The organism is Blastomonas sp. AAP53 (assembly GCF_000331245.1).
In the GTDB taxonomy this organism is placed as follows: Bacteria; Pseudomonadota; Alphaproteobacteria; order Sphingomonadales; family Sphingomonadaceae; genus Blastomonas.
This window is the reverse complement of record NZ_ANFZ01000018.1, coordinates 267,285-288,652: the sequence shown is the minus strand read 5'-3', so window position 1 is coordinate 288,652 and position 21,368 is coordinate 267,285. Positions and strand designations below refer to the sequence as shown.

The following is a 21,368-nucleotide window of genomic DNA, read 5'->3' as shown; positions in this document are numbered from 1 at the left end:
GACGAACCGCTCGAGCCCGACGAACCGCTCGAGCCAGACGAACCGCTCGAGCCCGAAGAGCCGCTCGAGCCCGACGAACCGCTCGAGCCCGAAGAGCCGCTCGAGCCCGACGAAGCGCCAGGCTTGCCGCCGCCCGATGATGACGACGACGAGGAACTCGACGAAGAGCTCGACGAGGACGAGCTGGATGACGAGGAGCTGCTCGAACTGACATTGCCCGACGACGAGGAAACGTTACCCGACGACGAGGACACGTTGCCCGATGACGAAGAGACGTTGCCCGATGACGAGGAGACGTTGCCCGAAGAGGTGCTGACACCACCGGTCGAAGTCGACACGCCTCCGGTCGAGGTCGAGGTCGACACACCGCCGGTCGAGGTCGAAACTCCGCCGGTTGAGGTTGAAGTCGATATACCGCCGGTCGACGTGCTCACGCCGCCGGTGGACGTCGAAATTCCGCCGGTAGAGATGCTGCCCGAAGACGTGCTGGTCGACCCACCCGTGCTGGTGAAACCGCCGGTCGAGGTGCTGGTCGAGCCGCCCGTGCTGGTGAAACCGCCGGTCGATGTGCTGGTCGATCCGGTCGAGGAGATCACGACGCTGCCGCCGCCGCCACCGCCGCCACCGAAGAAGCCGCCGAAGAAGCCGCCACCAAAGCCGCCTCCAAAACCGCCACTGCCGCCGACAACGACCGGGAAGCCACCGCCGCCGCCGCCGGAAAAGCCGCCCGAATACTGCTGAGGATAGGCGGGCAAAGGCAGCGGAATGGGGGCCTGCTGGGTCGTGACCGTGATGACCTGCGGCGTCTGCACGGGAGTACGCGCCACCATGCGGCGAACTCGCTTCACCTTGCGGACGGGTACCGCCTTGGCAATCTGCCGGCCGCGAATCGGCTTGGAGGTCTTTGCCTGCCGATACTGCTTCACCTGCGCAGGGGGCGTGTCTGCCACATGCACTGCACCACCACCGATGATTGCTCCACCGCAGGTGCAGGCGCACAATTTTGCCAAGGCCATCCGTACAGACATTGTTTTTTCTCTCTCAGATCTGGGAGACTGCTTGCGACCGGCCGATACCAAAACCGGGGTCGGGTCAGCATCCCGATATGCTAGGCAAGCCAGAACAAAGCGTTAATCTCAATGCTGTTAACCCTGATTTGACTATCCGTGCGACAAAAATTTGCAGGTTATCAGGGTCAACTGTACCGCATGTCCCGATTTGGAACCGAAACGCGAAGCAGAATTAACCCGGATCACCTTTGAAGAGGCCTGCGACCGCGCTTCGGGCGAATGACGGTACGGTAACCATGGCCCCCACCGATCAACCGACGGTTTCCCCCCGATTCTCTAGCTTTGCAGCTTGTATACCCCCTTGCCGCTGGCTATAGCCCGCGACAACCAAAGGCTGACGGAATGTGTCCGACCCTGGGCACGCACCGGCGGCACTGCTGAATTACCGGGAGCATTCGATGGCCTCCATCTCGACAGCAATCGACGATATCGATGTGCTGGCCAAGGCGCGCAGAAACATCTCTGGCGATTATTTTCCGTCGCCAGACGAAGACTATATGTCGGCCCGCCAGCTGGAATATTTCCGCACGCTTTTGCAGGAATGGAAACGCTCCATCCTTGCAGCATCGAAGGACACGCTGCAGCAGTTGCAGGATGGCCCGATGCGCGAGCCGGACTTGAACGACCGCGCTTCGAGCGAAACCGACTGGGGCATCGAGTTGCGGACCCGCGACCGCCAGCGCAAGCTCATCGCCAAGATCGATTCGGCCCTGCGCCGGATCGACGAGGGCGAATACGGCTATTGCGAAGTCACAGGCGAGCCGATTGGCCTGGGTCGCCTGGTTGCCCGCCCCATCGCCACGATGACGGTTGAGGCTCAGGAAGCGCATGAGCGCCGCGAGAAAATTTCCCGCGACGACTGAATTTTCCCAGCCTCGACAGCAGGATTTAACCAATTGGCGACGATCCAGCCGCTATATGATTTGCGCACATGATATCTCCACCATTTTGGGGGCATCGCGCAAAACACGAACCTGGATGTCAGACCGATGAATATGCCTGTCAGCCCGAAGTCGCTCGAAAGCGCGGAGGCGCGCGCGAGAGACAGCCTGTTCCTGCTCGCTGACCTGGCGATTGAAGGCGATGATGAGCAGCACAAGGTGAAGGTCCGCAACCTGTCGGCCGGCGGCATGATGGTCGAGTCCGAGCTGGAAGTCGCGCAGGGCCAGAAGATCGTGGTCAACCTGCGCAATATCGGTCCGACTCGTGGCGAAATCGCCTGGGCCCGCAGCGGGCGGTTCGGAGTTGCCTTCGATCGCAGGATCGACCCCAAGCTGGCGCGCAAGCCCGTGGGCGGCACGACCGAGACCGCCCGGTACCTGCGCACCCCCACAACCTACAGCCCTTCCTTCCCGCGCTGAGCGGCAGGCCAGCGCGCGGTCAGGCCCGCTCAATCATTGGCGGGCCGGGGCAGATCGGCGTTTTGCGCGCCCACGCTTTGGGGGGCGAGTCGCTGATTGGCGGGACTTCCGGCAAAGGCGATCGGATGCCGCAGCGTGCGATACGGGCCGATATGCGGCGCCTCCATGTCCATGAAAAAGCCTGACGCCTTCAGATGCGGATCGTCCGGCACCTGCTCGATGGTGTTGAACCGCATCGCAGGGATATCTTCCTTGTCGAGCAGTTCCACCCATTCGTCCGTGGTCTTGGTCGCTGCAACCTCCTCGATGATCGCATACAGATCGCCGGTGTGCTTGGTCCGCTCCTCATAGGTTGAAAACCGGGGATCCTCGAACACGCCGGGTCGTCCGCCGATCTCGAAAAAGCGCGCCCATTGACGGTCAACATAAGGCACGATGGCGATGTAGCCGTCCCTGGTCGGATACGGCCTGCGGCGCGGATTGATCGAGCGCGTGTAACCGAACTTGCCATCACCGGGAAATGTCTGGCCGTACAGGTTCTCGACCATGTTGAAGAACGTGAAGCACTCGAACATCGGTACCGAGACAAACTGCCCCTGGCCGGTGCGCTCCTTGTGGACCAGTGCGGCCAGAGTGGCGTTCGTCGCAAACAGGCCCACCGTCTTGTCGGCGACCAGCGAAGGCGTATAGGCAGGCGGCCCATCCGACCTTTTGGCATACAGATCGGCCCAGCCCGATGCGGCCTGCACCAGATCGTCATAGGCCTGGCGCTTGCCATAGGGCCCTTCGGCGCCATAGCCACAGCAGTGGATGTAGATGATCTGGGGGTTGATCTTCCGGACGGATTCATAATCGAGCCCCAGCCGCTCCATCCCGGCCATGCGGACGTTGTGAAAGAACACATCCGCCTCGCGCAGAAGCATCTCCAGTTGCGCCTTGCCCACCGCATCGCGGCCATCGATGGTGACGGCTTTCTTGTTGCGGTTAAGCGCCATGAAGATCGGCCCCAGATCCCCTGTCGGCGATGTGCCCGCATAGCGCATCATGTCACCGGAATGGGTGCCGCCCTTGTTCTCCACCTTGATGACATCGGCCCCCATGTCGCCCAGCATCATCGTGGCCAGCGGACCCATGACCACGCTCGACATATCCAGCACGCGCACCCCGGCGAGCGGGCCGGTCGCGGCGATATCGCTTATCGTCCAGATTGATTCGGCCAAGGGGCAGTCCTCCTTCCATGCAAATTGTCACTCATGCCGCCATATTCACCAGCATACATGCAGCGGGCTATCCAAAAACGGAACAAAATAGGGGTTTTTGCACCAGTCCCGGCCCTTTCGCAGTTGCAGAATCCTTCAGATTGAAGGTAGAATCGATACTGTCGGAGCAGGGGTGTATCGACCTGATGGGGGTTGAACACGTCTTTTTCCGTGGGGGGTTTATGGTTCTGGGATTGTTTGAAAGCGCCGACCAGCGGCGCAAGGACAACGAAGAGTTGGCCGCGCTGCGCCGCAAATACAGCGATGATCTGTGCACCGTGCTGGAAGCGCGGGCAGATGACGAAGGCCTGTCGGATCGCGATCGCAGGCACTGGTCCAGGCTGCTGCGCAAGGCTCGCTCACGTTTCGCTGACTGATCGCGGATCAAGCAAGACATCGATCAGCGCCTCTGGTCAAAGCGTCTGCCGATCATGGCGCTGGCGATATTCACTTTCTGAATGTCGATCGCACCACCGGCAATGCCCCAGCCCCATGCGTCGCGCATCCGCCGTTCCATCGGATATTGCGTCGAATAGCCATAGCCGCCCATCAGCTGCACGGCATTGCCCGTGACGGTCCGCGCAATCTGGTTGGCAAAGCATTTGGCCGACGAACTGTCGAGGATCGAGGGCAGCCCCTGGTCCGAGTTGGCCGCTGCGCGCCAGATGAGCAGCCGCGCCGCCTCGACCTCGATCTGCATTTCCGCCAGCTTCATCTGCACCGCCTGAAAATCGACCAGGGGCTTGCCGAACTGCTGTCGCTCCTGAACATAGGCCATCACATCCTCCAGCGCGCCAGAGGCCTGGCCCAGCGCCATGGTGGCATTGCCGCAACGTTCCAGGTCGAACGCCTCCATCAGCCTGGCAAAGCCGCCTGCGGGCACCACGATATTGCCTTCGGGCACCACGCAATCGTCGAACATCAGATCGGCCGATGGCACGCCGCGAAAGCCCATCAGCGTCTCGGCCTGGCCGAAGCTGAGGCCGGGTGTGCCCTTTTCCACCAGCACTGCGCCGATACCCTTGGCCCCCGGTGCATCGGACAGCCGGGTGTACACCAGATAGGCGTCCGAATGCCCGCCGCCCGAGCACCAGCGCTTGGTGCCGTTGATCGTCACCTGACCATTGGCGATGACGCCGCGCGTCGTCAGATCGGTCAGCGCGGTGCCAGCGGCAGGTTCCGACATCGAGACGGCCACGATCATCTCGCCCGCGCACACCTGGGGCACGATCCGCTGCTTCAGGGCTTCGGGGGCAAAATGCTGGATCGCGCGCACCGGGCCGACACAGGCTTCGAACACCGGAAAGGCAACCGCTGAACTGACCTTGGCCAGCTCTTCGAGCACCACCAATGCGTCGAGGTTGCTCAGCCCCAGCCCGCCCAGCGATTCAGGCGTGTTGATGCCCAGCAGGCCCATTTCAGCGTAACGGCGCACCATGTCGCGCGGGACCGGGCGGTTGTCGCGCTCCAGCTCGGCGGCCAATGGCACCAGCTCGGCCTGAGCAAAGCGCCGCACCGTATCGCGCAGCGCGACCTGCTCGCTGGTCAGGTTGAAATCCATCTCCGTGCCCTTGTTAATCGAACGGTTAACAAGGGGATGGGGGAGAATGCGCCCCGCGTCAATGCCCAGTTATGTGAGGCATTGCGCGGGGCGGTATTGGCATCAATCTCCGGTCAGGATGCGATCGACCAGCTGCTTGACGGTGGGCACGAAGCCGTTCGAATAGAACGGATCGGTCCCGAAATTATAGGCCGCGTGGCCCGCGAACATCAGGTTCTTGTCGACATCCTCGCCATGCGCGATGTTCTGCAGCGCCTTCTGGATGCAGAAGCTGCGCGGATCGGCGAGATAGCCGGTCGAGAAATTGTCATGGTCCTTCCAGGCGGAAAATCCGCAGTGCGACAGGCAGCCCATGCAGTCGGCCTGGTCCTTGCGGATTTCGGCACGCTCGTCAGGCGTGCAGAACACCAGGGTGTTGTCGGGCGTCTTGAGCGCGGTGGTGAACCCCTGCGCATCCCAACGGCGTGCGCGCTGAAGGTCTTCGGGCGTCACCCAGAAGTTCTTGCCCTTCACGCCGCAATCGAGCTGCGCCGTGTGCTCCCCTGCCATCTCGGTCGAGAACGGAATCTGACGTTCGGAACGGGCTTCCAGGCTGCGCAGGAACGGATTGCGCACCGCGCTGGAATAAAATCCGGTGGGGCTGAACTTGTGCAGCAGCACGTCGCCAGGCTGGATCTTGGTCAGTTCGTCCTTCCAGCCTTGCGGGATCGGGCTTTCCTGCGTCAGCAGCGGACGGGTGCCGAACTGGAACGAGATCGCTCCCAGCTCGGGATTGTCGATCCAGTTTTCCCAATCGCGCAGGTACCAGACGCCGCCCGCCATCACGATCTGCACATCTTCCGACACGCCCTCGGCGCGCATCGTTTCGCGCAGCGCCTTGACGCGCGGATAGGGGTCCTGCGGCACGCGCGGATCTTCCGCATTCGACAGGCCGTTGTGTCCACCGGCCAGCCAGGGGTCTTCATAGACCACGGCCGCCATCAGACCGGCATATTTGTGATAGGCGCGCTTCCACAGCGCGCGGAAGGCGCGCGCAGAGCTGACGATCGGCAGATAGCTGACATTGTATTGCGCCGCGATTTCCGACAGCTTGTAGGGCATGCCCGCGCCGCAGGTGACGCCTGCCACCATGCCGCGGGTCTGTTCCAGAATGCCGTGCAGGATCGGCTGCGCGCCGCCCATTTCCCACAGCACGTTGATGTTGATCGCGCCATTGCCGCCGGCAATCTCATAGGCACGCCGGACCTGTTCGACGCCGCCAGCGATGGCATAGCGGATCAGCTCCTCGTGGCGGTCGCCGCGCGTGCGCCCGTGGTAGATCTGCGGGATGACATTGCCGTCGTCGTCATAGCTGTCCGCGTTCACGGCAGACACCGTGCCGATACCTCCGGCTGCGGCCCATGCGCCAGAACTGGCATGGTTGGTGGCGGAAACGCCCTTGCCGCCCTCGATCAGCGGCCAGACTTCACGCCCGCCATAAACAATCGGCTTCAAACCCTTGAACACGTAATAGCTCCCACATTGGCACAGCCGTATAAGCATGCTGCGCAGCAAATGCCCAATAAAAACGCCCCGCAGGCAGGTGCGTTGCCTGATCCCGTCAGGGTTGATCGCATCCCTTGATCTTGCCGGGATCAAGCGGGGGTCCCACCGCCTCGAACCGTGCAAAATACCCGGCGATATCGGGCTTTTCGATGAATTCGACCAGCTTGTAGCCCACTGCCTCGAACTCGCAGAACAACAGCTTGGGCGGAATGCCATGGCGGTTGGTCGGACGGTCGACATCGACCACGATCACCTGCCCGCCCGCCTTGAGCGCGGGCCGCAACCGCCAGATGAAGGCATAAGGCTCGGTCACCTCATGGTACATGTGTACCATGAAGATGCGGTCGAAACTGGCCTCGGGCAGGCGCGGATCGTCGACATCGCCGGGCTTGATCGAGACATTGTCCAGCCGTTCGCGCTCGACCCGGGTGCCCAGACGCTTGAGCGCGGCATCGTCGATATCCTGCGCCAGCACCCTCCCCTGCTTGCCGACCCGTTCGGCCAGGCGAACCGTATAATAGCCGTTGCCCGCACCGATGTCTGCCACGGTCATGCCCGGCGCGATGCCGGCCAGGTCCATCACCGTCGTCGCCTCGTTGCGGTCGTCGCGTGCCTCCTCATTGGAGAACTCGTTGCTGACAACGCCCGCCACCGGCCTGTCGGCGCGCGGAAAGGCGCGCGCGGTCTCCGGCCGGTCAGTCTGATCGCCCGATGCCGGCTGGCAGGCGACTAGCCCTGCCGTTGCCAGCAAAAGCCCCGCCCACCGGCCGAACCGGTCAGTCGACATCTTCGACGTCCACCTTCTCGCCTGTCACCTTCTGCGACAGCGCCGCCGCCATGAACGGGTCGAGCGCGCCATCGAGGACATCGCCCGGCGCGGTCGAGGTGACCCCTGTGCGAAGATCCTTGACCAGCTGATAAGGCTGCAGAACATAAGAGCGGATCTGGTGGCCCCAGCCGATCTCGGTCTTGGCAGCATATTCGCCCGAGGCTTCGGCCTCGCGCTTCTGCAGCTCGGCCTCGTACAACCGTGCCTTCAGCATGTTCATTGCGGTGGCACGGTTCTTGTGCTGCGAACGGTCGTTCTGGCTCGCGGCGATGATGCCGGTGGGAATATGCGTAATGCGCACCGCCGAGTCGGTGGTGTTGACGTGCTGACCGCCCGCGCCCGATGCGCGGTACGTATCGATCTTGAGGTCGCTCTCCTTGACCTCGATCTCGATATTGTCGTCGATCACCGGATAGACCCAGACGCTGGAAAAGCTGGTGTGCCGCCGCGCCGAGCTGTCATAGGGCGAAATGCGAACCAACCGGTGCACGCCGCTTTCGGTCTTGGCAAAGCCGTACGCGTTCTCGCCCTTGATCAGCAGCGTGGCGGACTTGATACCGGCCTGTTCGCCCGCGTGATAATCGACCAGCTCGACCTTGTAGCCGCGCCGTTCGGCCCAGCGCGAATACATGCGCTGCAGCATCTCGGCCCAATCCTGGCTCTCGGTGCCGCCCGCGCCCGCATGGACTTCCAGATAGGTGTCGTAGCTGTCGGCCTCGCCGGCGAGCAGCGCCTGCACCTTGTCGCGTTCAGCGCGCTCGGCCAAGGCCTTGAGGCTGGCGAGCCCTTCGGTGATGGTCTCGTCATCGCCCTCGGCTTCGCCCAATTCGACGAATTCGATGGCGTCGGCCATCTCGGCACCGATCTCGTTGACCGTGCCAATCGCCTGTTCCAGCCTGCGCCGCTCGCGCATGACCTCTTCTGCAGCCTTGGGATCGTTCCACAGCGTCGGGTCCTCGACACGCGCGTTCAGCTCGTCGAGGCGACGCAGCGCGCGGTCCCAGTCCAGAAACTTGCGGACCAGTGCCAGCGCGGCGTTGATGGTATCGATATGGGCCTGCCCTTCGGCACGCATGGGTTTCACTCCTGATGACTTGGAGCCGCGCTCTAGCCGATTGCCTGCCAATCGCAAAGCCCTGCACAGCAATGGCGATTGATCTTGGTCCACAAGCGCCTAGATTGGTGACCATGCACGGCACCCCAGGCCCGGTCACCATCGATCTGAACATGCTGATGCGTGCCTATGCGATCGGTATTTTCCCGATGGCCGATGCCCGCGACGATGTTGATGTGTTCTGGGTGGAGCCCGAAATGCGCGCCATCCTGCCGCTCGATGGCTTTCGTTTCTCGAAATCGCTGAAGAAGGTGGTGCGCCAGAACCGCTTCACCGTCACCTGCAACCGCGCCTTTGGCCGTGTGATCGCGATGTGCGCCGAATCCGCCCAGGGCCGCGAGCAGACCTGGATCAACCGCACGATCGAGGCGAGTTTCCTCGCGCTGCACCGGCAGGGGCGCGCGCACAGCATCGAATGCTGGCTGGGCGACGAGCTGGTCGGCGGCTTGTATGGCGTGGAAATCGGTCGCGCATTCTGTGGCGAAAGCATGTTCAGCCGCGCGACCGACGCCAGCAAGGTGGCGCTTGCGTTCCTGGTAGCTGCAATGCGCAAGGGCGGCCTTCAACTGCTCGACTGCCAGTTCATCACGCCGCATCTGGCCTCGATGGGCGCGATCGAGCTTCCGCAGGCCGACTATCTGGAACTGCTCGGTGATGCGCTCAGCGATTCGCCGCTGGCCCCATCGAAGACGCAGCGGCCGCACCCGGTGATGCCAGGTCTTTATTCGGTATCGGTTGAAGGCGTGGTGGGGCCAGGCGTCGATTCGGGACTGGTGGCCGGGTTTGCCGCATTGGCAGGCGCAGGCGCAGTGGGCGCAGGTGAAGGCGCGCCGCCTTCAGCCTCTGCCGGGGCTTCCTCGCCAGGATATTCCATCGCGCAGTTCTTGACCCAGACGTCGTAGATCGGATGCTCGACAACGTTGAGCGACGGCGATTCCTTGAACACCCAGCCGGAAAAGACGCGCTTCCAGACCGGGTCGGACGAGCGTGTCTCGCGGTCCTGCACCAGCAGCTGAACGAATGCTCCGGTCTCGGGTACCGGTTCCCATGGCGCGGTCCGCTCGCACGCCGACAGGCGGATGATCGCATTGCCGATGCGCCGCGATTCGCCGGGCTTCATCTCAATGTCGCGGGTTTCGCCGTTGCGCTTGTTGAGAAAGGCTATGGTGGCGACCCGCTCGGCCATCGGCGTGGCATCACCCTCGGCCAGCGGGACCGGCGCGGGTGCCGCCTTGCGACCGTCCGCAGGCTTCAGCGCCACGCGTTCGGACGATGGCTTCAGGCGCTTGCCATATTGCAGCCCGCCATAGACGCCCGCCCCGATGAGCGCGGCGACGATAATGATGATGGCGATGATTCGCCCGCGCGTCACGCCTCAGGCGTCCACGCTTCGTAATCGCCGGTCGCTGCCGCGCGAACGCCGCCTCGCTCCAGCGAACCTGCGGGACGATAGGCTCCGGTCGTGCCGGTCAGATTGGGGACGTAATCCTTTTCCCAGATCCGCGGCGGCGGCAGATGGCTCTCGGGAATCGCGTCATAGCTGTTGTGCAGCCAGCCGTGCCATTCGGACGGCACGCGGCTCGCATCATTGGCGCCGTTATAGAGCACCCAGCGGCGCTCCTTCTGGCCCTTTTTGGGCTTGGAGCGGAAATAGCGGTTGCCCTGATGGTCTTCGCCGACCTTTTCGCCGTTCAGCGCGCTGAACAGATGCGTACCGACGGTCGCGCCGTCCCACCAGGTGAAGATCTTTGCCAATAGTCCCATGGAGGCCCGCTTAATGCCTGTGCGCGCAAAGGGGAAGATGGTTTTGTGCACCAGCACGCGTTCACCGGGCGTTTCGAGGCGGGCAAAACGGCAGAAGCGGGACGGTGGTGCCATCCCGCTTCTTTCCACAGGTGCGACCCTTGGGGATCGGGGCCGTCGGGAAACGCTGTCCCCGGCAATCCGGTTCAGCCAGCCAGCGCCATCTGCTTGTCGGACACCAGACGGTGCATGGCCTTTTGCAGCTTCTCGAAGGCGCGCACTTCAATCTGGCGCACGCGTTCGCGGCTGACGTTATAGACCTGGCTCAGCTCTTCGAGCGTCTTGGGATCATCAACCAGACGACGCTCGTTGAGGATGTGCCGCTCGCGTTCGTTGAGCGACTGCATCGCCTCGCCCAGTAGCGCGTGGCGCATCTGTGCTTCCTGCGCATCGGCAACGGCAACGTCCTGCAACGGCCTGTCGTCGGTCAGCCAGTCCATCCACTGGCCATCACCATCCTCGCGCATCGAGACGTTGAGCGACGCATCGCCCCCCATCGCCATGCGGCGGTTCATGTTGACGACTTCGGTCTCGGACACGCCCAGCTTCGTCGCGATCGTCGTGACATCGTCGGGGTGCAGATCGCCATCCTCGAACGCGCGCAGATTGTTCTTCATCCGGCGAAGGTTGAAGAACAGCTTCTTCTGCGCCGCAGTGGTGCCCATCTTCACGAGGCTCCAGCTGCGCAGGATATATTCCTGGATCGACGCCTTGATCCACCACATTGCGTAGGTCGCAAGGCGGAAACCGCGATCGGGCTCGAACTTCTTCACGCCCTGCATCAAGCCGATATTGCCTTCGGAGATCAGCTCGCTGACCGGCAGGCCATAGCCGCGATAGCCCATCGCGATCTTCGCGACAAGACGCAGGTGCGAGGTTACCAGCTGCGCAGCGGCTTCAGGATCCTGATGTTCCTGATAGCGTTTGGCGAGCATGTATTCCTGCTCGGGTTTGAGCAGGGGGTATTTGCGAATTTCGGTGAGGTAGCGGTTCAGGCTCGCCTCTCCGCCAAGGGCGGGGATGGTTGCCGGGACACTTCTGGTCGCGCTCATTTTTTCCCTTTCTGCCAATCCGTTATGCAGGCCTCGAAGGAGCGCCCGTCATGGGGATCGCATTTCGACTTGCAACCTAAACACGCAATCTATCCAAAAGTTCCGCCATGTCGGCCGGAATCGGACTAAAAAAGTCGCATTCAGATCCAGTCACCGGATGTATAAAGCCCAGACGCTGTGCGTGCAATGCCTGACGCCGGAAATCCGCCGCTTTGAGCAGGTCCCGCAAGCCTTTTGGCGGACGCGAATACAGCGGATCACCCAGCAGCGCGTGACCGATGCTGGCCAGGTGCACACGCACCTGATGTGTGCGCCCGGTCTCCAGTCGGCACTCGATCCGGGTGGCGCCAGAGAGCTTTTCCTCGCTGGTGAAGTGCGTGACGGCATGCTTGCCGCGCCCCTCGCCCACCAAAGCCATCTTCTTGCGGTCGTGGTCGCTGCGCCCGATATTGCCGGATATGGTGCCGCTGGCTGGAACCGGCCGTCCCTGCACGACGGCAACATAGCGCCGGTTGATCGCATGCTCGGCAAATTGCGCTGCCAGCCCCAGATGCGCGGCATCGGACTTGGCAACCACCAGCAGCCCGGACGTGTCCTTGTCGATGCGGTGGACGATGCCCGGCCGCGCCACGCCGCCGATGCCTGACAGCTGGCCCGCACAATGATGCAGCAGCGCGTTGACCAGGGTGCCGTCGGCATGGCCCGCCGCCGGATGCACCACCAGCCCGGCGGGCTTGTCGACCACCAGCAGGTCGCCGTCTTCGTACACGATATCGAGCGCGATATCCTGCGCTTCGGTGTCGAGCGCGCGCGCCTCCGGTATGGCAATCGCGTAATGCATGCCCGCAGCCAGCTTGACCGACGGGCGGGTCGATGGCTTGCCATCGAGCATCACGGCACCCGCCAGGATCAGCGCCTTGATCCGTTCGCGCGACAGCGAAGGCTCGACCACGGCAAGGCCCGCATCCAGCCGCTGTCCTGCAACGGTTTCCGGAATGATCCCGGTGGCACTGGATTGCGCTGAATTCATCGCTATCGTGTGGCCGATGCCGGTCCAGCTTTCAAGCGCGCTCCTCGTCGAGCTAGTTGCACAGGCAGCAACTGCCCATCCGCAGGAATGCTGCGGGCTGCTGATCGGAAGCGAGCAGCGCGTTCAGACCATCCGTCCATGCGCCAATGTTGCCGACGATCCGGCGACCGGTTTCGAGATCGATCCTGGCGCGCTGATTGCGGCGGAACGCGCCATGCGGCAGGGCGGCGAGCAGCTGATCGGCCATTATCATTCGCACCCCAACGGCCGGTGCGAACCATCACCGCGCGATGCCGCCAGCGCAGCGGATGATGGAAGACTGTGGCTGATCATTGCAGGCCAGCAGGTCAGTGTCTGGCGGGCGGTCAGCGGCGGCGCATTATACGACGCGTTTGATCCGGTCCCGATCACCCTGTCGGATGGATGAGCGCCCCTGCCTGCCATTGCCTTGACGCTTGTCCGCATTAAGGCTTGAACCCGCTCACCCTTTTCGCCACATCGGCGCTATACGGCCACCGCGCCATTTCTTGCGACCAATTGTCCCATCATCGCCACAAAGGCCACCCCCTGCTTATGCCCAGTTCCACGGACCTGTCTGAAATCGAACTCGCCAGCCTGTTGTGCTCGCGCCTGTGTCACGATCTGCTGAGCCCGATCGGAGCGATGAACAATGGCCTGGAGCTGCTGGCGGATGAAACCGATCCGGAAATGCGCGCGCGCTGCATCGAATTGCTGACCGACAGCGCCCGGGCATCTGCCAACAAGCTCAAGTTCTTTCGGCTGGCTTTTGGCGCTGCGGGCGGTTTTGGCGACAAGGTTGATGTCAACGAGCCGCGCCAGTTGATCGAGGGGCTGGTCGTCGACAAGCCGCGGGTCGAGCTGCAATGGCATGTGCCTACCGCCATGCTGGCAAAGCCCGCGGTCAAGGTGCTGCTCAACCTGGCGCTGATCGGGCTCGACGGGCTGGTGCGCGGTGGACAGCTGATCATCGCCGCCGAGGAACAGGGCGGCATCTGCGAGATCGCAATCAACGCCGCCGGCCCCAAGGTGGTGATCGACGAGGCGCTGGCAGCCATGTTGCAGGGCAATGTCACCGCCGCTGCCTTGAGCCCGCGCACCGCGCCTGCCTATATGGTGGAGCGCATCACCCGCACCAATCGCGGCACCATCCAGCTGGCCACCACGCCCGAATCGCTGATCATCGGCGCGACGCTGAGCGTCTGATCGCCAGGGCAGGCCCGCGTGCAGTCTTTCACGGCCGCAACGTGATCTTAACCATATCCAGCGCACACCGTCCCCCAGCGCATGCGGACGGTGACGATGGACGACCTGGTACAGGAATTTATTGCTGAGACCCGTGAAACGCTCGATGCGTTGGCCAGCGAACTTGTGCTCTGGGAGCAGGACCCGCAGGACAGCGAGCGTTTGGCCAGCATCTTCCGCTTCGTCCACACGGTCAAGGGCAGCTGCGGCTTCCTCAACCTGCCGCGCTTCGAGCGGCTGAGCCATGCCGCCGAAGATGTGCTGGCGCAGGTCCGCGATGGCAGGCGCGAGGCTTCTGCAGCGCTGGTCGATGCGGTTCTGGCTGTCATCGACCGGATCGGTGAGCTGATCATCGTCATGGAAACGGGCGAGGCGCTGCCCGATGGCAGCGACGCAGACCTGATCGCCGCACTGGGTCGCTCCGACGAACCTCTCGAAATCGCCCAGCCCAAGGCTGCCCCGCTGCCCGATGACGCCAGAGGCGCAGCGCGCAGGCAAGCCATCCGCTCGATCCGCGTCCCCCTCGACCTGATCGACCATCTGATGAACGGCGTGTCGGACATGGTGCTGGCGCGCAACGAGGTTGCCCGGTGCCTGCGCGACGAGCAGAATGGCGCGTCGCTGGACAACGCCTTCGAGCGGCTGTCTGCCTGCATCGCCGATATGCGCGACGCGATCGGCCAGACCCGGATGCAGCGGATCGAACGCATCTTCTCGCCGATGCCGCGGCTGGTGCGGGATCTGTGTGCGGACCTGGGCAAGCAGGTCGATTTGCGCACGTCGGGCAACAATGTCGAGCTGGACCGCGAGATGATCGAGATGATCCGCGATCCGCTGACCCACATCATCCGCAACTCGATCGACCATGGCATCGAATCGCCTGCGGCCCGCCGGATCATCGGCAAGCCCGAGACAGGCCGCCTGAACATTTCGGCGCGCCAGTCGGGCAACCAGATTCTCATCGAAATTGCCGATGACGGCCGGGGTATCGATACCGACAAGCTGATGTCGCGCGCTCTGACATCCAAGGTGCGCAATGCAGCCGAAATCAACGCGCTGAGCGAACGCGCCAGGCTGGAGCTGATCTTCGCCCCCGGCCTTTCAACAGCAGACAGCGTGACGGCGGTCTCCGGTCGCGGTGTCGGCATGGATGTCGTGCGATCGAACATCGAACGGATCGGTGGTTCGATCGATCTGGAGAACAACCCCGGCAAGGGGCTGCGGGTCATCCTGCGGGTGCCGCTGACCTTGACCATCATCCCGTGCCTGACGGTGCGGGCCGGTGGTCAGGAGTTCGCGATGCCACGCTCTGCAATCCGCGAAATCCTTTTCGATACAAACAACCAGGTCCGCATTCAGCAGGTCGGCGGTTGCGACCTCGCCCATATTCGCGGTGAGTGCCTGCCCTATGTCGCGCTGGAAACGCTGCTGGGGCTGGAGCTGAACCCCGATCCTTCGAGCAGCTATCGCACCATCATCACGGTCAACGCCGCCTCTGATCTGCGCTATGCGCTGGGTGTCGAAGAGGTCATCGATCACGAAGAACTGGTCGTGCGGCCAGGCGCGCCGGTGATCATGGCCGACGGCCTGTATGCGGGGACGACATTGCCCGACAACGGCCGCCCGATGTTGCTGCTCGATCCATTGGGCCTCGCCCACCGGGCACAGCTCAACGAACGCGGACGGCTCGATCCATCGACAGGCGAAGACGCGCAGGCCACCCCCGTTCCCGATGGCGGCTCGGCATTGCTGTTCCGCGAGACGAGCGGGGATTTGCGGCTGATCGCGCTGAGCGCCGTCGAACGCGTCGAGGACGTTTCCACCGATCGGCTCGCCATAGCGGCGGGGCAGGTCCGGGTGAGCATCGATGGCGAAAGCCGTCCGGTCATCGGCCTGTCGGCCGTGCCCGCCGAGTCCCATGTCAAGCTGCTCCACCTCACCGATGGCCGGATGCAACTGATGTATTCGGTCGATGACGTGATCGATATCGTCCGGCTACCCGCCAAGGTCGAGCCTGCACCCAGGCCCGGTCTGGTCGGCGGGATCGCACTGCTGGGCGATCTGCAGCTTGAAGTGCTCGACGTGCACTGGATCTTCAGCTCGCAAGGCGGTGCGCCGAGCGAGTCCGAGCGCCCTGCCTGCCGGCTGATCGGCCAGGACGATCCGTGGACGCGCAACATCCTGGCTCCACTGGTCGCCGCCGCTGGCTATCGCCCGATCCTGACCTCTGCCGATGCCGATGATGACGGTGTGGACGCGGTCATCAGCATCATCGTTGGCGATGCCGCGCCCGCTCCTGTTGCCTTGCGCGGCCAGATCATCCGGCTGAGCGATTCGATCAGCAGCACGGGTCAGGATTGCGACACCATCTATCGCTACGACCGCGCGGCGCTGCTGGGCCGCCTGATCGCCGGGCAGACGAGGCAAGCGGGATGAACAACCTCTATCTGATCGCCGTCATCGCAGGCGAAACGGTGGCCTTGCCCACCAACCAGGTCGACAGCGTGGTCAAGGTCCGCGAATCGGTTCCTGTACCGTCTGCAGCCCCCTTCATTTCCGGGCTGTTCGCGCTGCGCAGCCGCGTGCTGACGCTGATCGATTGCCAGTTCTTCGTGACCGGCGAGCCGATCGACCTCGTTCCCGGCCAGCCCGCGATCGTCGTCAATATCGGAGGCTGCAGCTATGGGCTGCTGGTCGACGATGTGCTCGACGTCGTCCAGATGACGGGCCAGGCCATGCCGCTGCCCGGTCAGCTGCCCGCCGGATGGAGCGACATTGGCCGTGGACTGCTTCAGGTTGCCGATGCCACCTACCTCATGATCGACCCGGAGTATCTGGTGAACCCATCCACCCGGCGTGCGGCTTGACCCGGCTTTTGCGGATGAACGTTCACTGCAAAGGCATTTCCGTTAAGCTGCTGATTACCAATCGCCCCTACACTTGCACTGCGGCAAGCATGTCGCTGGGAGGCAGCTTTGATGAAAACGTGTCTGGTCGTCGATGACAGCAAGGTGATCCGCAAGGTCGCCCGGCACATTCTTGAAACGCTTGATTTCACCGTTTCCGAAGCCGCTGATGGCAGCGAAGCGCTTGAACATTGCGGTCGCGCGATGCCCGATGTGGTGCTGCTGGACTGGAACATGCCGGTTATGGGTGGAATGGAATTCCTCTGCGCGTTGCGTCAGGTCGAAGGCGGCGCAACCCCCAAGGTTGTCTTTTGCACCACCGAAAACGGACGCGGCCACATTCAGGCAGCGATCGAAGCGGGTGCAGACGAATATGTCATGAAACCGTTCGACCGCGAGACCCTTCACAGCAAGCTCCAGATCGTCGGCTGCGCCTGATCTGCGCGACGGGGGGAGGGCAGATAGCATGACAGGGTCAGGACATCTGGCCACCGCACGCACTGGCCTGCGGAGGGCTGAAGCCGTCGCTGCAAACAGCCGGGTGCTGATTGTCGACGACAGCCTTGTCACGCGCTCGATCGTCCAGCGGATTGTCGAAGCCCTGCCCGGCTTTTGCGTGGCTGCAAGCGTGGCCTCGGCTGAAGCAGCACTCGCCTATCTGGCCGACAATGGCGTCGACATCATCATTCTCGACATCGAGATGCCGCACCGCGACGGTCTGGATGCCCTGCCCGACCTGCTGGAGGCGAGCCACGATGCCAAGGTTCTGGTGCTGTCATCGCATTGCGGTACCGGGGATCAGGTGGTGATCAAGGCTCTGGCTCTGGGGGCCAGCGATACCCTGGCCAAGCCGGATCGCCAGTTTTACCCGCAGGATTTTATCGCCGCGTTTCATACACGGCTGCAGCTCCTGGCCGAGGCGCGGCTGACGCGGCGTGAAACGGTGCCCGTGGTTCTGGCCCGCCGGGTTGTTCCGCCCTGCCCGCTGCACTGCATTGCCATCGGATCTTCCACGGGCGGCATCTCCGCGATCCATGAACTGCTGACGGCGCTGGACCCGCGCATCACCGCACCAATCTTGATCACGCAGCATCTGCCAACCGAATTCATGCCGCATTTCGCGCGGCATATCGACGACCTGGGCCTGCGCCCGGCGCGGCTTGCGACGCATCGCGGCAAATTGGAACGGGGGCACATCTACTGCGCACCGGGCGATGCCCATCTGGGGCTGGAACGCCACAACGGGCAGGTCCGGATGCTGCTGCTGCCTGCCTGGCCCAATACCGCCTACCTGCCCTCGGTCGACCCGATGCTGGAGTCGGTCGCGCGGTGCTTTGGCGCCAGCGGTGTAGGCATCATGCTCAGCGGCATGGGTTCAGATGGCATCAACGGCGCTCATGCCCTCGCTGAAACGGGCGCCCCTATCTACGTTCAGGATGTGCAATCCAGCACGATCTGGGGAATGCCGGGTGCCGTTGCCCGCGCGGGCCTTGCCAGCGTCATCCTGCCGCCCACCGGAATTGCCCGCTTCATGGCCGATTGCTGGCTGGAGGACACATGATACACTCTCCCCCTGCCGCCAGCGCCACCCGCATACTTGCAGGGCTGCTGGAAGCGCGCACAGGCCAGCAGATCGCGCCGAGCCGCTACTGGCGAATCCAGACCGCGCTCGCCCCGCTGCTCAAGCAGCATGCCATTCCCGATCTCGACGCTCTGGTCGCGGTCCTTTCCGATCCGGACAATGAAAGCCTGCTGCAGGAATCGCTTGAGGCAATGTTGAACAACGAAAGCTTCTTCTTCCGCGATACCGCGCTGTTCGCGTCGTTGCGGTCCGAAGCCTTTCCCACCTTGCGAGAACGCCGCAGCCAGCAAAAGACGCTGCGGATATGGTGCGCCGGGACATCGACCGGACAGGAGGCGTATTCGGTCGCCATGCTGTTCCACAGCGAGCGCGACAAATGGACCGACTGGACCATTGAGATCGTCGGAACCGATATCTCGGCGACGGTCATCGAACGCGCCAAGGCGGGCCGCTACAGCCAGTTCGAAATTCAGCGTGGCCTGTCGGTCGATTACATGCTGCGCTACTTCTCGCAGGATGGGGAAGATTGGGTGATCGATCCGGCCTTGCAGAAAATGGTTCGCTTTCAGCAGGAAAACATCCTCAAGCCGCGTACCGATCTCGGCAAGTTCGACGTGATCCTGTGCCGCAATGTGCTGATGTATTTCGGGCCGGAAACGCGGTCGATTGCGTATGCCAAGCTGGAACGATCGCTGGAAGATGATGGCCTGCTGATGCTGGGTGCGGCCGAGTCCGTGTTGAGCCAGACCGATCTGTTCTCCGCCACGCGCGAGATGCGCGGGCTGTTTTGCAAGGCGGTGCCGGGCCGCACCGGCAAGTCCAGCCTGCCGGCCCCCTTCGACTGATCTATTTGCCCGGCTGTTTGTTCGCAAACGCAGCAAATAGCTGTCCTGTCCGGGCATTTGCACTATGCCAACGGCCATGCAGCCTGATTCGTCCCTGACTGATCCGCCCGAACGCGGCTTTGGCCGGCTCGACTGGGCCGTGGCCGTGGCGATGATGCTGCTCTGGGGCTTCAACATCATCGCGATGAAATCTGCCGTGGACAGTGCAGGCGCACTGCCCGGTGCGTTTCTGCGCCAGGCGATCGTCGCCGTCGTGTGCCTTCCATTCCTGCGGATCGTTCCAGGCCGGATGCGGTTGATCGGCGTGTTGGGCGTGCTCAGCGGCGGACTGTTCTATGTCGCCATCGGCCTGTCGCTCAAGGTCAGCACCAATGTCAGCGCGCTGGCCATCGCAGGGCAACTGGGCGTGCCTTTCTCGCTGATGCTGGCGGTGGTTTTCCTGAAGGAAAAGATTGGCGTGCCGCGCCTGATCGGCATCCTGTTGGCGCTGTTCGGCGTGGTGCTGCTGGTCTTCGATCCCAAGGTGGCCAGCGAGTTGCCAGCGATCGCCATTTCCGCGTGCGGGTCGCTGATCTGGGCGATCGCGACGCTGATCCAGCGCAATCTGGGCGGCATCGGCGTGCTCAACATCAGCGGCTGGATGGGGCTGATCGGATCGCTGGTGATCCTGCCCTTCGCGTTGCTGCTCGAGCCCAATGGCATGGCGATGCTGCCGCACCTCAGCATGGAAACCTATGCCTGGACCATCTACGCGGCGCTTGGCTCGAGCATCGGCGGCCACGGCGCGATGGTTTGGCTGCTTCAGCGGCACAGCGTCTCCACGGTCAGTCCGCTGACGATCCCCACCCCTGTCATCTCGGTGGCCTTTGCGACCTGGTGGTTCGGCACGCCGCTCACCCCGCTGATGATTGCAGGTGGATTGATCGCGCTCGTCGGCGTCTCTATCGTGGCCATCCGCAACGCGCAAAGATCGCGGATGCTGGCCGAAGCGCGGCTGATGAAGGAGGGCACCAGGTCTTGATCGACAACCCGTCACCGAATTTTGACGAGCGCTCGCTGCCGATCACGATGCTGGTGCTGCATTACACCGGCATGCAGGATGCGCCCTCGGCGATCGACTGGCTGGCCAATCCCGATTCCAAGGTCTCTGCGCATTATGTCGTGACCGAAGATGGCCAGATCATCCGCATGGTCGATGAGGCCAACCGCGCCTGGCACGCAGGCCGCGCGCACTGGCGCGGCATCACCGACGTCAACAGCGCCAGCATCGGCATCGAGATCGTCAATCCCGGCCACGAGTTCGGCTATCGCCCCTTCCCCGAAGAGCAGATGTCGGCGCTGATCCCGCTGGTGGCGGAGATCGTCGATCGCCACGGCATCCCGCGCGCGAACGTGGTGGGGCACAGCGATGTCGCGCCCGCGCGCAAGCAGGATCCGGGCGAACTGTTCGACTGGCAAAGGCTGGCGCGGGTGCGCCTGGCGCTGCCGATCCCCGACGGGCGGCTGGTCGATCCGTACTGGAGCGACGGCGCGTTTTTGCTCGCGCTCGAACGCTTCGGCTATGACATTTCCGATGGGCGCGCCGCCACGACCGCATTCCAGCGCCGCTGGCGCCCCGGCACGATCACCGGCGAGGTCGATGGCGAATGCCGCGCCATCCTGTTCTCGCTGCTGCTGGACCGCGACGCGGGCCGTTACCGCTGATTGCGTTCAGGCAGGTTCGCCGCTAGGGCCGCTTCTGCCAGAGGGTCGGGCAGCCGCGGGTCATGCAAATGGCGCGAGGAAAGTCCGGGCTCCACGAAACAAGGATGCCGGGTAACGCCCGGCGGGGGCGACCCCAGGGACAGTGCAACAGAAAGCAGGTTGCCAAGGCTTCGGCCCGGTAACATTGAAAGGGTGCGGTAAGAGCGCACCGCGCGGCCAGCAATGGTTCGCGGCATGGTAAACCCCATCCGGAGCAAGACCGAATAGGGGCGGATTTGGCGATACGGTTTCTGCTTGCAGAGGCGCGTCCCAGGGGTGTTTCGGCCCCTTGCCGCCCGGGTTGGTTGCTTGAGCGGTGCAGCAATGCCCCGCCTAGAGGAATGGCTGCCCATGACCGGCAACGGTCAGGACAGAACCCGGCTTACAGACCCTCTGGCAATTTTT

General features: G+C 63.2%; 22 protein-coding genes, 1 other RNA gene and 1 pseudogene. 15 read left to right on the top strand and 9 right to left on the bottom strand.

Annotation, left to right across the window (positions count from 1 at the left end; all coding sequences use genetic code 11):
• The 3 genes from D618_RS19145 to D618_RS18625 all read left to right on the top strand — a co-directional run.
• Positions 1–741, top strand: a 741-nt coding sequence (locus D618_RS19145) for a hypothetical protein (RefSeq protein ID WP_020380535.1), incomplete at its 5' end; no start/stop codon positions are given.
• Positions 742–1,477: 736 nt separating this feature from the next.
• Positions 1,478–1,933, top strand: a complete 456-nt coding sequence (gene dksA, locus D618_RS0115320) for an RNA polymerase-binding protein DksA (RefSeq protein WP_026091743.1) — start codon at positions 1,478–1,480, stop codon at positions 1,931–1,933.
• Between the two features lie 126 nt (positions 1,934–2,059).
• Complete coding sequence (locus D618_RS18625; RefSeq protein WP_017672416.1) at positions 2,060–2,431, top strand: PilZ domain-containing protein; 372 nt, start codon at positions 2,060–2,062, stop codon at positions 2,429–2,431.
• Between the two features lie 29 nt (positions 2,432–2,460).
• Here D618_RS18625 and D618_RS0115310 read toward each other — a convergent pair whose 3' ends face one another.
• Positions 2,461–3,651 carry a CoA transferase gene (locus tag D618_RS0115310; protein WP_017672415.1) on the bottom strand — a complete coding sequence of 397 codons (1,191 nt, stop codon included), beginning with the start codon at positions 3,649–3,651 and terminating at the stop codon, positions 2,461–2,463.
• 140 nt (positions 3,652–3,791) lie between these two features.
• Between D618_RS0115310 and D618_RS0115305 the strand changes: the two genes are divergently transcribed.
• Entirely contained in the window at positions 3,792–4,067 is a 276-nt protein-coding gene (locus D618_RS0115305) for a hypothetical protein (protein ID WP_152414765.1), read from the top strand.
• Positions 4,068–4,090: 23 nt separating this feature from the next.
• Here the strand turns inward: D618_RS0115305 and D618_RS0115300 are convergent, their stop codons facing one another.
• From D618_RS0115300 to prfB, 4 genes are all read right to left on the bottom strand, one after another.
• Positions 4,091–5,251, bottom strand: coding sequence for an acyl-CoA dehydrogenase family protein (locus D618_RS0115300; protein WP_017672413.1), 1,161 nt, complete (start codon positions 5,249–5,251; stop codon positions 4,091–4,093).
• Positions 5,252–5,353: 102 nt separating this feature from the next.
• Positions 5,354–6,757: a nitronate monooxygenase gene (locus D618_RS0115295; RefSeq protein ID WP_017672412.1), complete on the bottom strand. Its 1,404-nt coding sequence runs from the start codon at positions 6,755–6,757 to the stop codon at positions 5,354–5,356.
• Positions 6,758–6,851: 94 nt separating this feature from the next.
• Positions 6,852–7,583 carry a class I SAM-dependent methyltransferase gene (locus D618_RS0115290; RefSeq protein ID WP_051041402.1) on the bottom strand — a complete coding sequence of 244 codons (732 nt, stop codon included), beginning with the start codon at positions 7,581–7,583 and terminating at the stop codon, positions 6,852–6,854.
• A complete protein-coding gene (gene prfB / locus D618_RS0115285; protein WP_017672410.1) occupies positions 7,573–8,700 on the bottom strand; it encodes a peptide chain release factor 2 in 1,128 nt (375 codons plus the stop codon). Before prfB ends, D618_RS0115290 begins: the two co-directional genes overlap by 11 nt.
• Before the next feature lie 113 nt (positions 8,701–8,813).
• Here prfB and aat point away from each other — a divergent pair, with 113 nt between their 5' ends.
• Entirely contained in the window at positions 8,814–9,641 is an 828-nt protein-coding gene (gene aat, locus D618_RS0115280; RefSeq protein WP_017672409.1) for a leucyl/phenylalanyl-tRNA--protein transferase, read from the top strand.
• Positions 9,642–9,676: 35 nt separating this feature from the next.
• Here the strand turns inward: aat and D618_RS20090 are convergent.
• The 4 genes and pseudogenes from D618_RS20090 to D618_RS0115260 form a co-directional block, all read right to left on the bottom strand.
• Positions 9,677–9,859: pseudogene (locus D618_RS20090) on the bottom strand (DUF2155 domain-containing protein); the annotation flags it as partial.
• A gap of 248 nt (positions 9,860–10,107) precedes the next feature.
• Complete coding sequence (locus D618_RS0115270; protein WP_026091740.1) at positions 10,108–10,503, bottom strand: NADH:ubiquinone oxidoreductase subunit NDUFA12; 396 nt, start codon at positions 10,501–10,503, stop codon at positions 10,108–10,110.
• A gap of 185 nt (positions 10,504–10,688) precedes the next feature.
• Positions 10,689–11,594, bottom strand: coding sequence for an RNA polymerase sigma factor RpoH (rpoH, locus tag D618_RS0115265; RefSeq protein WP_017672406.1), 906 nt, complete (start codon positions 11,592–11,594; stop codon positions 10,689–10,691).
• 76 nt (positions 11,595–11,670) lie between these two features.
• Positions 11,671–12,624, bottom strand: a complete 954-nt coding sequence (locus tag D618_RS0115260; RefSeq protein WP_017672405.1) for an RluA family pseudouridine synthase — start codon at positions 12,622–12,624, stop codon at positions 11,671–11,673.
• 16 nt (positions 12,625–12,640) lie between these two features.
• On the opposite strand from D618_RS0115260, the gene D618_RS0115255 reads away from it, so the two are divergent.
• From D618_RS0115255 to rnpB, 10 genes are all read left to right on the top strand, one after another.
• Positions 12,641–13,051, top strand: a complete 411-nt coding sequence (locus tag D618_RS0115255) for a M67 family metallopeptidase (RefSeq protein WP_017672404.1) — start codon at positions 12,641–12,643, stop codon at positions 13,049–13,051.
• Positions 13,052–13,197: 146 nt separating this feature from the next.
• Positions 13,198–13,848, top strand: coding sequence for a histidine phosphotransferase family protein (locus D618_RS0115250; protein ID WP_017672403.1), 651 nt, complete (start codon positions 13,198–13,200; stop codon positions 13,846–13,848).
• 96 nt (positions 13,849–13,944) lie between these two features.
• Positions 13,945–16,323, top strand: coding sequence for a chemotaxis protein CheA (locus tag D618_RS0115245; protein ID WP_040370896.1), 2,379 nt, complete (start codon positions 13,945–13,947; stop codon positions 16,321–16,323).
• Positions 16,320–16,754, top strand: coding sequence for a chemotaxis protein CheW (locus tag D618_RS0115240; protein ID WP_017672401.1), 435 nt, complete (start codon positions 16,320–16,322; stop codon positions 16,752–16,754). The genes D618_RS0115245 and D618_RS0115240 overlap by 4 nt, the downstream gene beginning before the upstream one ends.
• Positions 16,755–16,865: 111 nt before the next feature.
• Positions 16,866–17,231, top strand: a complete 366-nt coding sequence (locus D618_RS0115235; RefSeq protein WP_017672400.1) for a response regulator — start codon at positions 16,866–16,868, stop codon at positions 17,229–17,231.
• A 28-nt stretch (positions 17,232–17,259) separates the two neighbouring features.
• Positions 17,260–18,354: a chemotaxis protein CheB gene (locus D618_RS0115230; protein WP_081590543.1), complete on the top strand. Its 1,095-nt coding sequence runs from the start codon at positions 17,260–17,262 to the stop codon at positions 18,352–18,354.
• Positions 18,351–19,220: a protein-glutamate O-methyltransferase CheR gene (locus tag D618_RS0115225; RefSeq protein ID WP_017672398.1), complete on the top strand. Its 870-nt coding sequence runs from the start codon at positions 18,351–18,353 to the stop codon at positions 19,218–19,220. Before D618_RS0115230 ends, D618_RS0115225 begins: the two co-directional genes overlap by 4 nt.
• Positions 19,221–19,296: 76 nt before the next feature.
• Positions 19,297–20,241 carry a DMT family transporter gene (locus D618_RS0115220; protein WP_017672397.1) on the top strand — a complete coding sequence of 315 codons (945 nt, stop codon included), beginning with the start codon at positions 19,297–19,299 and terminating at the stop codon, positions 20,239–20,241.
• A 47-nt stretch (positions 20,242–20,288) separates the two neighbouring features.
• Complete coding sequence (locus D618_RS0115215; RefSeq protein WP_081590547.1) at positions 20,289–20,924, top strand: N-acetylmuramoyl-L-alanine amidase; 636 nt, start codon at positions 20,289–20,291, stop codon at positions 20,922–20,924.
• A 37-nt stretch (positions 20,925–20,961) separates the two neighbouring features.
• Positions 20,962–21,364, top strand: an RNA gene (gene rnpB / locus D618_RS19150) — RNase P RNA component class A.
• Positions 21,365–21,368: the final 4 nt, after the last annotated feature.

What these genes read in the sequence shown, in the direction of transcription:
- D618_RS0115235 (WP_017672400.1), top strand. Translation starts at nt 16,866, where the DNA reads ATGAAAACGTGTCTGGTCGTCGATGACAGCAAGGTGATCCGCAAGGTC.
- D618_RS0115300 (WP_017672413.1), bottom strand. Translation starts at nt 5,251, where the DNA reads ATGGATTTCAACCTGACCAGCGAGCAGGTCGCGCTGCGCGATACGGTG.
- D618_RS0115260 (WP_017672405.1), bottom strand. Translation starts at nt 12,624, where the DNA reads ATGAATTCAGCGCAATCCAGTGCCACCGGGATCATTCCGGAAACCGTT.
- aat (WP_017672409.1), top strand. Translation starts at nt 8,814, where the DNA reads ATGCACGGCACCCCAGGCCCGGTCACCATCGATCTGAACATGCTGATG.
- D618_RS0115215 (WP_081590547.1), top strand. Translation starts at nt 20,289, where the DNA reads ATGCTGGTGCTGCATTACACCGGCATGCAGGATGCGCCCTCGGCGATC.
- D618_RS18625 (WP_017672416.1), top strand. Translation starts at nt 2,060, where the DNA reads ATGAATATGCCTGTCAGCCCGAAGTCGCTCGAAAGCGCGGAGGCGCGC.
- D618_RS0115220 (WP_017672397.1), top strand. Translation starts at nt 19,297, where the DNA reads ATGCAGCCTGATTCGTCCCTGACTGATCCGCCCGAACGCGGCTTTGGC.
- D618_RS0115270 (WP_026091740.1), bottom strand. Translation starts at nt 10,503, where the DNA reads ATGGGACTATTGGCAAAGATCTTCACCTGGTGGGACGGCGCGACCGTC.
- D618_RS0115230 (WP_081590543.1), top strand. Translation starts at nt 17,260, where the DNA reads ATGACAGGGTCAGGACATCTGGCCACCGCACGCACTGGCCTGCGGAGG.
- D618_RS0115225 (WP_017672398.1), top strand. Translation starts at nt 18,351, where the DNA reads ATGATACACTCTCCCCCTGCCGCCAGCGCCACCCGCATACTTGCAGGG.
- D618_RS0115245 (WP_040370896.1), top strand. Translation starts at nt 13,945, where the DNA reads ATGGACGACCTGGTACAGGAATTTATTGCTGAGACCCGTGAAACGCTC.
- D618_RS0115240 (WP_017672401.1), top strand. Translation starts at nt 16,320, where the DNA reads ATGAACAACCTCTATCTGATCGCCGTCATCGCAGGCGAAACGGTGGCC.
- rpoH (WP_017672406.1), bottom strand. Translation starts at nt 11,594, where the DNA reads ATGAGCGCGACCAGAAGTGTCCCGGCAACCATCCCCGCCCTTGGCGGA.
- prfB (WP_017672410.1), bottom strand. Translation starts at nt 8,700, where the DNA reads ATGCGTGCCGAAGGGCAGGCCCATATCGATACCATCAACGCCGCGCTG.
- D618_RS0115250 (WP_017672403.1), top strand. Translation starts at nt 13,198, where the DNA reads ATGCCCAGTTCCACGGACCTGTCTGAAATCGAACTCGCCAGCCTGTTG.
- D618_RS0115290 (WP_051041402.1), bottom strand. Translation starts at nt 7,583, where the DNA reads ATGTCGACTGACCGGTTCGGCCGGTGGGCGGGGCTTTTGCTGGCAACG.
- D618_RS0115255 (WP_017672404.1), top strand. Translation starts at nt 12,641, where the DNA reads ATGCCGGTCCAGCTTTCAAGCGCGCTCCTCGTCGAGCTAGTTGCACAG.